Source organism: Arthrobacter sp. E44 (assembly GCF_041877125.1).
GTDB lineage: Bacteria > Actinomycetota > Actinomycetes > Actinomycetales > Micrococcaceae > Arthrobacter.
Genome location: NZ_JBHDJA010000033.1, coordinates 21631 through 34355, shown reverse-complemented (window position 1 = coordinate 34355; position 12725 = coordinate 21631). Strand labels below are relative to the sequence as shown.

The 12725-nt window shown below is 67.5% G+C and carries 10 protein-coding genes and 1 tRNA gene; 7 read left to right on the top strand and 4 right to left on the bottom strand.

What is annotated here, in order from left to right; genetic code table 11:
* The coding region (locus ACETK3_RS20090; protein ID WP_373992799.1) for an aldehyde dehydrogenase family protein at positions 1-185 on the top strand (185 nt) is incomplete at its 5' end.
* 72 nt (positions 186-257) lie between these two features.
* On the opposite strand, the gene ACETK3_RS20085 is transcribed toward ACETK3_RS20090, so the two are convergent.
* Genes ACETK3_RS20085 through ACETK3_RS20075 form a run of 3 tightly spaced genes read right to left on the bottom strand, consistent with a single transcriptional unit; the run spans position 258 to position 5398 of the window.
* Positions 258-2828, bottom strand: a complete 2571-nt coding sequence (locus tag ACETK3_RS20085; protein ID WP_236801730.1) for a DUF3488 and transglutaminase-like domain-containing protein — start codon at positions 2826-2828, stop codon at positions 258-260.
* Positions 2825-4291, bottom strand: coding sequence for a DUF58 domain-containing protein (locus ACETK3_RS20080; RefSeq protein WP_236801731.1), 1467 nt, complete (start codon positions 4289-4291; stop codon positions 2825-2827). The genes ACETK3_RS20085 and ACETK3_RS20080 overlap by 4 nt, the downstream gene beginning before the upstream one ends.
* Before the next feature lie 9 nt (positions 4292-4300).
* Positions 4301-5398, bottom strand: coding sequence for a MoxR family ATPase (locus ACETK3_RS20075; RefSeq protein WP_236801732.1), 1098 nt, complete (start codon positions 5396-5398; stop codon positions 4301-4303).
* 163 nt (positions 5399-5561) lie between these two features.
* Between ACETK3_RS20075 and ACETK3_RS20070 the strand changes: the two genes are divergently transcribed.
* From ACETK3_RS20070 to ACETK3_RS20050, 5 genes are all read left to right on the top strand, one after another.
* Entirely contained in the window at positions 5562-6467 is a 906-nt protein-coding gene (locus ACETK3_RS20070) for a TatD family hydrolase (protein ID WP_306970397.1), read from the top strand.
* A gap of 281 nt (positions 6468-6748) precedes the next feature.
* The gene (locus tag ACETK3_RS20065) at positions 6749-7921 is read left to right on the top strand and encodes a resuscitation-promoting factor (RefSeq protein WP_306970399.1); all 1173 of its coding nucleotides are present in this window, start codon (positions 6749-6751) and stop codon (positions 7919-7921) included.
* 110 nt (positions 7922-8031) lie between these two features.
* Positions 8032-8904: a 16S rRNA (adenine(1518)-N(6)/adenine(1519)-N(6))-dimethyltransferase RsmA gene (rsmA, locus tag ACETK3_RS20060; protein ID WP_236801735.1), complete on the top strand. Its 873-nt coding sequence runs from the start codon at positions 8032-8034 to the stop codon at positions 8902-8904.
* The gene (locus ACETK3_RS20055) at positions 8901-9878 is read left to right on the top strand and encodes a 4-(cytidine 5'-diphospho)-2-C-methyl-D-erythritol kinase (protein WP_306970401.1); all 978 of its coding nucleotides are present in this window, start codon (positions 8901-8903) and stop codon (positions 9876-9878) included. The genes rsmA and ACETK3_RS20055 overlap by 4 nt, the downstream gene beginning before the upstream one ends.
* 33 nt (positions 9879-9911) lie before the next feature.
* Positions 9912-11741, top strand: coding sequence for an ABC-F family ATP-binding cassette domain-containing protein (locus tag ACETK3_RS20050; protein WP_306970402.1), 1830 nt, complete (start codon positions 9912-9914; stop codon positions 11739-11741).
* A gap of 109 nt (positions 11742-11850) precedes the next feature.
* Here ACETK3_RS20050 and ACETK3_RS20045 read toward each other — a convergent pair whose 3' ends face one another.
* Complete coding sequence (locus tag ACETK3_RS20045) at positions 11851-12477, bottom strand: TetR/AcrR family transcriptional regulator (RefSeq protein WP_306970404.1); 627 nt, start codon at positions 12475-12477, stop codon at positions 11851-11853.
* Between the two features lie 132 nt (positions 12478-12609).
* On the opposite strand from ACETK3_RS20045, the gene ACETK3_RS20040 reads away from it, so the two are divergent.
* Positions 12610-12681, top strand: a tRNA-Gln gene (locus tag ACETK3_RS20040).
* Positions 12682-12725: the final 44 nt, after the last annotated feature.

Below are 12725 nucleotides of genomic sequence, written 5' to 3'. Positions count from 1 at the left end.
GCATCCGGATGGGTGAAAAGCTTGAAACGGGCATGCTCGGCCTGAACGCCGGTGTCATCTCCAACGCGGCCGCACCCTTCGGCGGCGTCAAGCAGTCGGGCCTGGGACGTGAAGGCGGCCTGGAAGGCATCGAGGAATACCTCTACACCCAGTACATCGGCATCGCCGACCCCTACGCCGGCTAGCACCCGGCCCGCTCGCAACCGCAGGCAAACCGCAAAGTGCCGCCCGGAGTTTTCCCGGGCGGCACTTTCGTGTCACCGTCCGCCTGCCCCGCGGCCGCCGTCGTGCCTGTCCAGGTTCGCCGGCCCTCCCGTGGCCACGGGCCGGACCGAAGCGCCGGTGGCGGCAGAAGTGCCGCGCCCGGACCGGAAACGCCCCGCCGCGTGCCCGGCAGCGCGCAGGGCCCTGCCGGCCGCGCGGAACGGCCAACGGAGCAGCAGGCCCAGCCGCCGGGTGACCGACGCGGGAAGCCACGTCGCGGCCAGGCGCCTGGGCAGTGTGGCATTGGCCCGCAGTGATGCTTCCACAGCGGCAACCCCGCCGGCGACGTCCGCACCTGCCGTACGGACGCGGACGCTGGTCCCTTGGGAACTGCCGGCGCTCTGGGCGCCGCCGCCGGGTCGGCCGTACCGGTAGTGCTCGAACGCGGAGGTGAGTGAGGCAACTGCGTCGTGCGCGTCCTTGTCCATGCCGCCCGGCTCGCCCAGCAGCTTTTCCCTGAATCGTGCGGAATAGGCCCTGGGCGTTTCGCTGTCGGCGGCGGGTAGGCCGTAATCGGTGCCAAGGTCCCTGAACTCATCCCACGCCTGTGGGACAGCCTGTTCGGGGCGCTTTGGCCGCAGCCTGCGGGACCGGGTGCCCGCGCGAACCAGGTGCGGGGCGGCCGCCAGAAGCACCAGTGCCGCAACTCCGGCCGCGCCAATGAGCCAGGGCATCAATTCGGGGCCGCCGCCGGTACTGTTGCCGGCGCCCGGAGCAGCCTGGGCTGTGGCGCTGGGCGTTGGCGTTGGCACCAGGGCGCTATCGGGGACGAGCCCGTCGTTGTTGCCCAGGGAGTCCGGGACCGATGGGGCTGACGCTTCAGTGGCGTAATCCGGGACCACTCCCCGGGACGGCGTCGGTTCGAAGGGCACCCATCCCAGGCCCTGGAAGTACAGTTCCGGCCAGGCGTGGGCGTCGCGGGCGTCTGCCTCGTATTCCGGGAGGGCACCCTGGCCGGCCACCGTTACCGTGGCCCCGGTCAACCTTCCGGGGGCATACCCCACCGCGATCCGGCTGGGAATTCCTTCAAGCCTGGCCATCACCGCCATCGCCGAGGCGTAGTGGATGCAGTAGCCGCTCTTTTGCTGCAGGAAGTCCGCCAGGACGGAGAGGCCGTTGCCGTCGTACCCGCCCTGCACCGGCGCCTGCAGAGAGTAGGTGAACTCGGACGAGCGGAGGTACTTCTGGATGGACATGGCCTTTTGGAAGGGTGTTCCCGCCGTGCCGGCGACCGCTTGTGCCGTGGTTTTGACGATGTCCGGGACGTTGCCCGGGATCCGGGAGAAGATATCCGGGATGCCGCGGGCCGGCCCTGTGGACTGCGCCAGGAGCGCCGACGAGAGCCTGGGCACTGCCGAGGTCACCAGGTATTCCTGCCGCCGGGTGGTGGTGTCGGTGCCCTTGATGCTCAGGGTGGCGGGATCCCAGGTCCATTGGCCGCCCAGGCCGCGCACGGTTTCGGGCGCGTAGGGGACCGGCAGGTAGGGGCTGGTGAAGGACCCGGCGTCGACGGCAGTGACCAGCCGTACCTGCTCGTCGGCCAGGACTGCGTAACCGGGGTCGATCCTGCCATCAAGGGGTACCCGGGATGCGGTGCGGTCGTCCGGTCCCCACGAATCGCCGTCGAAGTTGTCCACTGTGACGGACCTCAGGTAGAGGGGATTGGGCGAGTTCGTGGCATAGGTGATCCTGCCGCTGCCATCGGGGGCGCGGAGGCTGTTGCCCAGCGTGATCATCGGATTGAGGCCGGTGGCAGAACTCCACGGGTTGAGCCTCGACCCCTGGGGGAAAGTGCCGCTGTCGAAGCCGGGAATGGCCACGGGCAGCACCAGTGCGGCTGCCAGTGCCACGGCGCCGGTCAGTACGGCGCGCCGCACCAGGCCGGGGCTGCGCGCGGAACCGCCCTGCAACCTGCCGTCCGGGGCGAACCACTGGCTGCAGCCCAGGATGAGCAGGTATCCCGCTGCCGTGGCAGCAAAACTCCATACCCCTATGCTTTGGGGTTTGATCATCGCCGGCACCACCAGTAAGGCCAACAACCCGGTGCCTGAGGCGGCCGGCATGCCCAGTGGGACCGCAAGCGCGTCGACCAGGATGACTGCCAGGCCCAGCACGGCACAGACCACCATGACGATCCCGGCGTTGGGCGCCACCGGCGCGGTCTCCGACAGCACCGTCTCGCTGGCCCGCCGGACCAGCCGGTCCAGCTCGGGAAGGGTGGCGCCGGTGGGGACCACCCAGAGGAAACTGGAACTGCGGAAGAACGTCAGCGTCAGGACAGCGGCCAGTACCACGAATCCACCCGCGGTGACCAGCAGGGGCTGGGCGCGGAGGGAACGCAGCGCGGCCAGGGTGAGCGCCACCGCCAGCACGGTGGTCATCGCCGGCCAGAACCAGTTCCAGCCGCGGAGTACGCCGTTCAGGGACAGGGCCGCGCCGCAGACAGCCACTGCGATGGCCGCCGCCATGGCCCAGGGATAAACGCCCGGCCGTGTCCGGCCGGCGGGTGGATCGGGCTGCGCCTGCTGCCCGGCGCCTCTTGCCCGCGCCGGTGCCATGGTCATCGTGCCACCCCCGCTCCGCGCCCTGCCTCCGGTGCCGGACGCGTCGGCAGGGCAAGGTCCTGGTCGAACCCGCCCCACACAGCAGCCAGCTGCGCCTTTGGCGCCACGGCCACTGCCCGCCACCCGGTCTGCCGAAGCACCTCGAGGACTTCCTGGTATTCCGCGGGCCGTTCCACTGCCACCAAAGCCATGGCGTTGGTGGCGGAGGCGGCAGCAGGCGCCAGCGCTGCGGCCTCCTGTGCAGTGATGCGTCCCAGCACTGCGATCAGGGGTCCCCGCATCCGGTGTGCGGAGATCTTGTCCATCAGGTGGTCATCGAATGCCGGGGGCTCCTGCTCATTGCCTGCCGATGTCCGGGTCCCTGTTGCCACCTCCGCCTGCGGGTTCCGGCCCGTCATGTCCCGAAGGACGCCGTCCCGCCGCGGGCGGGTTGTTCCGGACAGGTGGATTGCGGCCAGGCTTTCGGCAATGGACTGCAGACCTGAGGTCCCGCTGAATTCTTCCGCTCCCGGGTCAGGGGAAGACGGCGAGTGGAGGAATGCCGGGTTTCCGCCGGTGTCCAGCAGCCGCAGGCTGTAGTTTCGCTCCGCGAGGTGTGCACTGATGGACATGGCGGCAACGACTGCCCACTCGAACGTCCCGCTGGTGGCCAGCGCATGCCCGTCCTGGCCGGGAAGGCCAGGCATTGCCGTTCCGGGACCCCCGGCAAACGCGCCGGAACGGTGGTCAAGGATGATGGTGGCCTCCGGAGTGGTGACCGATTCCTCCTGCCGGACCATCAGGGCCCCGTGCCTGGCGGTAGCGGCCCAATGGACCCTCCGCATCGGGTCGCCGTGCCGGTACTCACGGGTCATGACATCGTCATCGCTGGGGTTTGCCCGGACACGGGTGGCGGTGACTCCATCGTTGCCGCGCGCACCGGCCAGCAGCGTGGCAGGAAGGGCGACGGCGGCAGGCGTCACGGTGAGGACGTCGCCGTCGTCGATCGCCTGGCGGTGCAGCGCGAGTCCGAAGGGATCGGTGAACTCGGCGGTGACCGGCCCGATTCGAAACTGGCCGCGGTGCCGTGAGGTGAGGTGGTACTCATAGCGGCTGGTGCCGCCGGTGGCGGAACGGGACGGGAACCGGAAAGCCGGTGCGTGGCCGAACTGTGTCGGCAGCCGCTCCTCCATGGCGACTCGGCCGCTGCCCGGGCCGGACCGGGCGACGGCAAGGTGGACTGCCGCCGGGGCCGAGGTCTCCACCGGGGAAGGATTGAACTCGCGGTAGACCCGGAACCGGGGTTTGACCAGCCGGACGCCGGCAAGGCAGACGAGTGGAAGCACCAGCAGGAGTAACGCCAGCGTCAGGAGGTCCCGGCGCCCCATGACCTGAGCCGCGGCGAGCGTGAAGGCTCCGGCGGCGAGCATGCCCCACCCGCGCCTGGTGAACAGGTGCCGCGGAAGCTTGTCCAGCAGGGCCATGCTGGTTTCCTAGCGGTTCCTGCTGCCGGCGGCAGCATCCCTGCCCGGTTGGCCGGGCTGCTCTTGCGGAACGGGCAGCCGGGACAGGATGCCCCGCAGGACACTGTGCGGCGTCTCGCCTGCGCCCGCGGCCTTCCGGTCAAGGATGATGCGGTGTGCCAGGACGGCTTCGGCCACGTCCCTCACGTCGTCCGGCAGAACGAAGTCGCGTCCGTCCAGCGCGGCCGTGGCCTTGGCGGCACGCAGCAGTTGCAGCAGGGAACGGGGGCTGGCGCCCAGCCGCAGCAGCGGGCTTTCCCTGGTGGCCCTGCCCAATGACACCGTGTATTCCTTCAGCGATTCGGAAACGAAGACCTGCTGGACGGCAGCGGTCATGCCTGCAACATCCGACGCGGTGACCACGGGGGAGACGTGGGCCAGCGGCGAGACTGCCTGGTGGGTTTCCAGCATCTCGATCTCCGCGTCCTTGTCCGGATACCCCATGGAAATGCGGGCCATGAACCGGTCCCGCTGGGCTTCCGGCAGGGGATATGTCCCCTCCATCTCGATGGGGTTCTGGGTGGCAACCACCATGAACGGCTCATCGAGCTTGTAGGTGTTGCCGTCCACCGTGACCTGGTGCTCCTCCATGCACTCAAGGAGGGCCGACTGTGTCTTGGCGGAGGCGCGGTTGATTTCGTCGCCGATGACGATGTTTGCGAACACCGCGCCCGGCCGGAATTCAAAGAGCCTCGAGGCTTGGTTGTAGATGGACACCCCGGTGACGTCCGAGGGCAGCAGGTCGGGCGTGAACTGGATGCGGCTGACGGTGCAGTCGATGGTCCGGGCGAGGGTCTTTGCCAGCAGCGTTTTGCCGACGCCGGGCACATCCTCCACCAGCAGGTGGCCCTGCGCGAGGAGCACGGTAAGCGCCAGCTTGGCGGCCTCGGACTTGCCGTCAATGACCGTGTTGACGGTGGTCAGGATGCGCTGCGCCGCCTCGTGGAAGGACTCCGGGTCCGTGGCCGGCGGCCGGTGCCCGTTCAGGTGGCTGACGGAATCAGGCACGCCGGCCAGGTTGAGGTTCGCTGCGCTTCCACTGGTGGCGGTGCGTCGGTGCGGTTCCATCGGCAACCTTTCAGCCCGGGTTTCACCTGGACGGGACAGCAAGCCTGCCTTCGCCCCTCGGTGGGCGTACGCGTGTGTTCGTTCCAGACTACTAACACAACTGCCGCGGCTGACAGAGAGTTCCGGCAAATATGGGGGTGTCCGCCGCGGCTAGGCTGGATGGATGTGCAATTCGTCGATTCCTGCCGCCTACCGGCTGCCTGCCATGGACGGAACTCCGGCCACGGAAGCCGGGCGCCGCAAGGACTTCCCGCCGGCGCCGGAGCCACTGCCCGTGCCGGTCATGGACAACCACACCCACCTGGACTTTCCGGAAGGAAAGGCGCCCGTGGGGATCAAGGCTGCGCTCGATGCGGCAGCGGCTGTGGGGGTCCAGGGTGCCGTGCAGGTGGGCTGCGACCTGGAGTCCTCGCGGTTCACCGTGGAAGCAGTGGACCAGGACGTCCGGCTCCTGGGGGCTGTAGCCCTGCATCCCAACGACGCTCCGCGTTACGCCGCCGACGGGGGGCTGGAAGACGCCCTCGCCGAAATCGAACGCCTGGCCGCGCATCCGCGGATCCGTGCCATCGGCGAAACGGGACTGGACTTCTACCGCACCGAGGGGGAGGGGCTTCGGCACCAGGAATACTCGTTCCGGCGCCACATAGACATCGCCAAACGCCTCGACCTCACCCTGCAGATCCATGACCGTGACGCGCACAGCGACGTGGTGCGGGTGCTGCAGGAAGAGGGAGCCCCGGAACGGGTAGTGTTCCACTGCTTCTCCGGTGACGAGGAACTGGCCAGGACCTGCAACGAGCAGGGGTGGTGGATGTCCTTTGCGGGCACGCTGACGTTCAAGAACGCGGCGAATCTCCGTGCCGCGCTTGCCGTGGCAGACCGGCAACTCATCATGGTGGAAACCGACGCCCCGTTCCTGACCCCGCACCCGCACAGGGGGCGCCCTAACGCCAGCTACATGGTCCCGTACACGGTACGCGCCATGGCAGAATTGACAGGCTCCGATCTGGCTGGCCTTTGCACCGCAATCAGCGAAAATACCGTGAGCGCATACGGATCCTGGACCTGACGGGCGCGCCGGATCCCACTTCCGCCTGCATACCTGGTATGCACAAATGTTGGCCCCTTTATAACGCTACGGTTACAGTGGGTAACTATTAGCCGGGGTCGGGGAAGGCCAACGGGTAATTTCACTCCTTTCACAGCCGGACGGGCCTGTCCAAAAACCGGCCACACCGCTGCTTGGAGTGTGGCCGCGCATCGGTGCCCGGACTGTCCTTCGCAGGCTTGTTCCGGGCATAGTTCTGCGCGTTTCCCCGTGCCCGGATGGACCTAGAGTTACGGGCAATCGTGATCAAGTTCTTCACATCGGACGGCAAGTTCAGCTATATCAAGGTTGGCGCCCAGCTGCTGGTGCTTTGCGGCCTGGTCGCAGGCCTCGTAGCCTTCGTGGGCAATAACAAAACAGTTACGCTCAACGTGGACGGCAAAGCGTCGTCCGTGCAGTCCTTTGGCGGAACAGTTGCACAGGTGGTCAAGAGCGCCAACCTGGACCTGAAGCCCGGCGACCGGGTGTCGCCTTCCCTCGACGCGACCGTCCAGAACGGAACCGTCATCAACATCAACCAGGCCAAAGAGGTCAAGGTCAGCCTTGACGGGGCCGAGAAGACCGTGAACACCACGGCCCAGGACGTTGAAGACCTGGTGACTGAGCTCGGCGTGGCCAGTGCCTCGTCCGTCTCGGCGCCCAAGGATGCCACCCTCTCGCTGGCCGGCTCCTACGTCTCCATCTCCACACCCAAGACCGTCAGCATCGTGGCCGACGGCAAGGTGAACACCGCCACCACCACCGCGCCCACCGTCGGTAAGGTCCTGGAGGACTCGGGCGTTAGCCTCGGCGCCAATGACCGGACCTCCCAGCCGGCCAACGCCAACGTGGTGAACAACATGGTCATCAAGGTCTCCCGTGTAGACACCAGCCGGACCGCCGTCACCAGCGAAGACGTGCCCTTCGAAACGGTTACCGCCGAAAGCGCAGACATGCTCAAGGGCGAAAAGGAAGTGACGCAGGCCGGCGCCGCAGGAAAGCTTGAGCGCACCTTCAAGCTGGTGCTCGTGGACGGACGCGAAGCTTCCCGCACGCTGGTATCCGAGAACGTGGCGGTCCAGCCGGTCACCGAGAAGGTCACCGTTGGCACCAAGGCCAAACCCGCACCCCAGGCCGCTCCGGCCCCCGCCGCTGCAGGCGCCAACTCCGGCGCCGCGGCACCGGCGATGATGAACGAGGCCATGTGGGACAAGATCGCACAGTGCGAGTCCACCGGGAACTGGAGCATCAACAGCGGCAACGGCTACTACGGTGGCCTGCAGTTCGATATCCAGACCTGGATCGGCGCCGGCGGCGGTGCCTACGCTCCCAACGCCAGCCTGGCCACCAAGGCACAGCAGATCGACATCGCCAACCGCGTTTACGCGCAGCGCGGCCTGTCGCCATGGGGCTGTGGCTGGGCGGCCAGCCGCTGATCCACTGATCAACAGGTAAGCAGAAGCAGCGGCCGGGCCCGGGTACTCCGGGGCCGGCCACTGCCGTTAACCGGGCATAGCCAAGATGCCGCGCGGGATAGGATACCTAGGTGACTGAACCGACTCCCGCCGTGCCCGCACCATTGTTCGGGGCCTCCGACATCCGCCGGCTGGCAGAGGAGATCGGGGTCAGGCCCACCAAGACGCTGGGCCAGAACTTTGTGATCGACGGCAACACCATCCGCCGGATAGTCGCCGCAGCAGGCGTTGGGCCGGATGAAACGGTCCTTGAGGTGGGACCGGGGCTGGGGTCGCTCACGCTTGGACTGCTGGACGCGGCAGCGGCCGTTGTCGCCGTCGAAATAGATCCTGTCCTTGCCGCAAAGCTCCCCGAAACCGTGAAGGAATGGCGGCCCCAAGCCGCCAATGCCTTCCATTTGGTGCAGGCCGACGCCATGAAGGTCACCGAACTGCCGGTGGAACCAACAGCACTCGTGGCCAACCTGCCGTACAACGTTGCCGTTCCCGTGGTGCTGCACCTCCTGCAGCATTTCCCCAGCCTGCGGCACGGCCTGGTGATGGTGCAGGATGAGGTGGCCGACCGGCTGGCAGCCGGCCCCGGCTCCAAGACCTACGGAGTTCCCTCGGTCAAGGCCGCCTGGTACAGCCAGATGCGCAAAGCGGGCGTGATCGGCATGAACGTGTTCTGGCCGGCGCCGAAGATCCATTCCGGGCTGGTGGCCTTCACACGCCGCGAGCCGCCGGTCACCACCGCCACGCGCGAACAGGTGTTTGCCGTGGTGGATGCCGCATTCGCGCAGCGCCGCAAGACCCTCCGGGCCGCCCTCGCCGGCTGGGCCGGGGGAGCGCCGGAAGCGGAGCGCTGCCTGCTCGCCGCCGGCGTGGATCCCACTGCACGCGGCGAGGTCATTGACATTGCCGCGTTCGCCAGGATTGCCGAAGCCAGGGAAAACCGCCCGTGAGCGCGGGACTTGAGAGGGCAGGCAGGGGGCGGTTCGCCGCCAGGACCGTGCGGGTCAAGGCGCCCGGCAAGGTCAACGTTTCCCTGGCGGTAGGTCCGCTCCGGGCGGACGGATACCACTCGGTGGCCAGCGTCTACCTCGCAGTGTCCCTTTATGAGGAAGTGGCGGCCACCAGCACCGCCGCGCCCGGGATCACCATCAGCCTCAGCCCCGAAAGCACCCTGGACCTCGACGCCGTCGACATCCCCCTGGACAGCAACAACCTGGCCTACAAGGCCGCCGCCATCATGGCCGACGTGTCCGAACACGCCACCGGCGTGCACCTGGAGATCACCAAGCGGGTGCCCGTTGCCGGCGGCATGGGGGGCGGATCCGCCGACGCCGCCGCCACGCTCCTGGCCTGCGATGCGCTCTGGAACAGCGGCCTGTCGCGCGAGGAACTGGCACACCTTGCAGCGGAACTGGGCGCCGACGTTCCCTTCTCGCTCCTGGGTGGAACCGCCGTCGGCCTTGGCCTGGGCGACAAACTGTCCCCGGCCCTGGCCAAAGCCCAGACCCACTGGGTGCTGGTGGTGGCCGACTACGGCCTTTCCACCCCCGAGGTGTACCGCACGCTGGACCGGCTGCGCGATGCCGAAGGGATCGACGCCGGCGAACCCACCAGCGTGGACCCGCAGATCCTGGCGGCGCTTCGGGGCGGCGACGCCGAATCCCTGAGCCGCGTGCTGGTCAACGACCTGCAAAGGGCGTCCATTGAACTGGCGCCTGCGCTGCGCGATACGCTGGGGATGGGTGAATCCCATGGCGCCATCGCGGGCATGGTCTCCGGATCCGGCCCCACCGTGGCGCTCCTGGCAGACGACTCCGTTGCCGCCGAGGCACTGGCGGAGGACCTGCGGCGCCACGGCCTGACTGCAATCCCCGTCCACGGTCCGGTCCCGGGCGCGCGCATCATCTCCGACACCCACCTTTAACACTTCCAGTCCGGCAGCAGAAAGCAGTTCCCCTTGGCACACCTTCTTGGCGGCGAAAACCTCACGGTTTCCTACGCAACCCGTACCGTCCTGGACGGCATCACCCTGGGGCTGGAGGAAGGCGACCGGATCGGCATGGTGGGCCGCAACGGCGACGGCAAGTCCACCCTGATGCGGCTCCTGGCCCTGCGCTCCACCCCTGACTCCGGCCGGGTCACCAAGCGCGGCGACGTCAACGTGGGCTACCTGGACCAAAGCGACGTGCTCGACGGCGACCTGACGGTGGGTGCCGCGATTGTGGGGGACCAAGCGGACTACGAATGGGCACGCAACCCCCGGATCCGGGAGATCATGGGTGGCCTGGTGTCCGACGTCGACTGGCATGCGAACGTCCACGCCCTTTCGGGTGGGCAGAAGCGGCGGGTGGCGCTGGCCAAACTGCTCATCGAGGACCACGACGTCATCATGCTGGACGAGCCCACCAACCACCTCGACGTCGAGGGGGTTGCCTGGCTGGCCCGGCACCTGAAGACACGGTGGAGGGCCAACCAGGGCGCCTTTCTGGTGGTCACGCACGACCGCTGGTTCCTCGACGAAGTCTGCACCAAGACTTGGGAAGTCCATGACGGGATCGTGGACCCGTTCGAGGGCGGCTACGCCGCGTATGTCCTGGCCCGCGCGGAGCGTGACCGGATGGCGTCCGTGGTGGAAGGCAAGCGCCAGCAGCTGGTCAAGAAGGAGCTTGCCTGGCTCCGCCGCGGTGCCCCGGCCCGCACCGCCAAACCCAAGTTCCGGATCGAGGCGGCCAACGCCCTGATCGCCGACGTTCCCGCGCCGCGCGATTCCATGGCGCTGAACAAGATGGCCACTGCGCGCCAGGGCAAGGATGTCCTGGACCTGGAAAATGTCTCGCTGAACTTCCGGGGCGGCGATGCCGGCCGGATGCTTTTCGACAACATCACCCTCCGCCTGGCCCCGGGGGAGCGGCTGGGCCTGGTGGGCGTCAACGGTGCCGGCAAGACCACCCTCCTGAAGCTGCTCAACGGCGAGATCACGCCTGACGCCGGCAAGGTGAAGAGGGGAAAGACGGTAGTCACCGCGGTCCTCACCCAGGAAGTCAAGGAGCTCGACGACGTCGCGGACCTGCGCGTCATCGAAGTCATCGAGCGGGAAAAGCGTTCTTTCAACGTCGGCGGCAAGGAATTCAGCGCAGGCCAGCTCGTGGAGCAGCTCGGCTTCACCAACGAGAAGCAGTGGACGCCAGTCAGGGACTTGTCCGGCGGTGAGCGGCGCCGCCTGCAGCTGCTCCGGCTGCTGGTGGGCGAACCCAACGTGCTGATGCTCGATGAGCCCACCAACGACCTCGACACCGACACCCTTGCCGCCGTCGAGGACGTGCTGGACGGCTGGCCCGGAACCCTGGTGGTGGTCAGCCATGACCGCTATCTGCTCGAACGCGTCACCGACCACCAGATGGCACTGCTGGGCGACGGCAAGCTCCGCGGCCTGCCCGGCGGCGTGGACCAGTACCTTGAGTTGCGTGAAGCTGCCCTGGCCGGCTCCACCGTGACCGGTGGCGGAAACCCCGTCACCAGCGCCGGCCAGGCCCAGCAGGCTGGCACGGCCTCCGGCCCTTCGGAAGCCGAAAAGCGCGAGGCCCGCAAGGCCCTCAACAGGATCGAGCGCCAGCTCAAAAAGCTCGACCAGCAGGAAAAGAAACTCCACGACGACATGGTCAAGAGCACGGAGAAGTCCGACTTCGACGCCCTCGCCGAACAGAACAGGCAGCTCAAGGACCTGACGGACGAAAAGGACGCCCTGGAAATGGAGTGGCTGGAGTCCTCAGAACTCCTGGGCGACTGACAAAGGCGACGCCGGCACATGGGAGTGGGGCGGCTGTCCGGCAGCGTGCGTCAAAGCGACGAAGGAGCAGCGCGCAGAGGACAGGTGCCCCGCTCCCGAAGGTGACAACTCACACCTCAGACTGCAGCTCAGGGTCTTTCTTGAGGCCGGTCAGGCCGTTCCAGGCGAGGTTGACCAGATGCGCTGCGACGGTGTTCTTGTCCGGCTGGCGGCTGTCCTGCCACCATTGGCCGGTCATTGCCACCATGCCGACGAGCATTTGCGCGTACATGGCGCCGTCCTCGCCGCTAAGCCCGCGGCGTGAGAATTCGTCGGAGAGGATGTGTTCCACGCGGGCGGTGACGTGGGAGAGCAGGGTGGAGAAGGCACCTTCGGGCTGGGACGGGGGAGCGTCGCGCATGAGGATCCGGAAGCCTTCGGTGCGTTCCTCGATGTAGGTGAGCAGCGCGAGCGCGGCGCGTTCGACCAGGACGCGGGGCTTGGCTTCCTCGGTGAGGGCCGCGTTGATCGCGTCCAGGAGGATATGGAACTCGCGGTCCACCACCTCGGTGTACAGCCCTTCTTTGGAACCGAAGTGCTCGTAGATGACTGGTTTGGACACGCCTGCGCAGGCGGCGATTTCCTCGATGGTGGTGCCGTCCAGCCCGCGGACGGCGAAAAGGCCGCGGCCGACGTCGATCAGCTGGGTCCGGCGCTGCAGGCCAGTCATCCGCGTCCGCGGAAGGTTGTTGCTCACCGTCCCATCATGCCCCACCGCCGCCGGGCGGATTCGGCCGGACCGGCAGGGTAGAAGGCGCCGTGTCGCGCGGCGCCCTGAACCCATGGCAAAATAGGGACTTGTGCCCGGGCCTTGAGTCTTTTGGCACGGTCCGCTCTGGTGTAACGGCAGCACCCCGGCCTTTGGAGCCGTGGAGTATAGGTTCGAATCCTATGGGCGGAACTGCTGCGCAAGGAGCGATCATGAGGATGGCACCCGGTGTCCGG

Bases quoted from the DNA above. Each gene is read 5' to 3' on its own strand.
- ACETK3_RS20085 (WP_236801730.1), bottom strand. From the start codon at position 2,828: ATGACCATGGCACCGGCGCGGGCAAGAGGCGCCGGGCAGCAGGCGCAG.
- ACETK3_RS20080 (WP_236801731.1), bottom strand. From the start codon at position 4,291: ATGGCCCTGCTGGACAAGCTTCCGCGGCACCTGTTCACCAGGCGCGGG.
- ACETK3_RS20075 (WP_236801732.1), bottom strand. From the start codon at position 5,398: ATGGAACCGCACCGACGCACCGCCACCAGTGGAAGCGCAGCGAACCTC.
- ACETK3_RS20070 (WP_306970397.1), top strand. From the start codon at position 5,562: ATGTGCAATTCGTCGATTCCTGCCGCCTACCGGCTGCCTGCCATGGAC.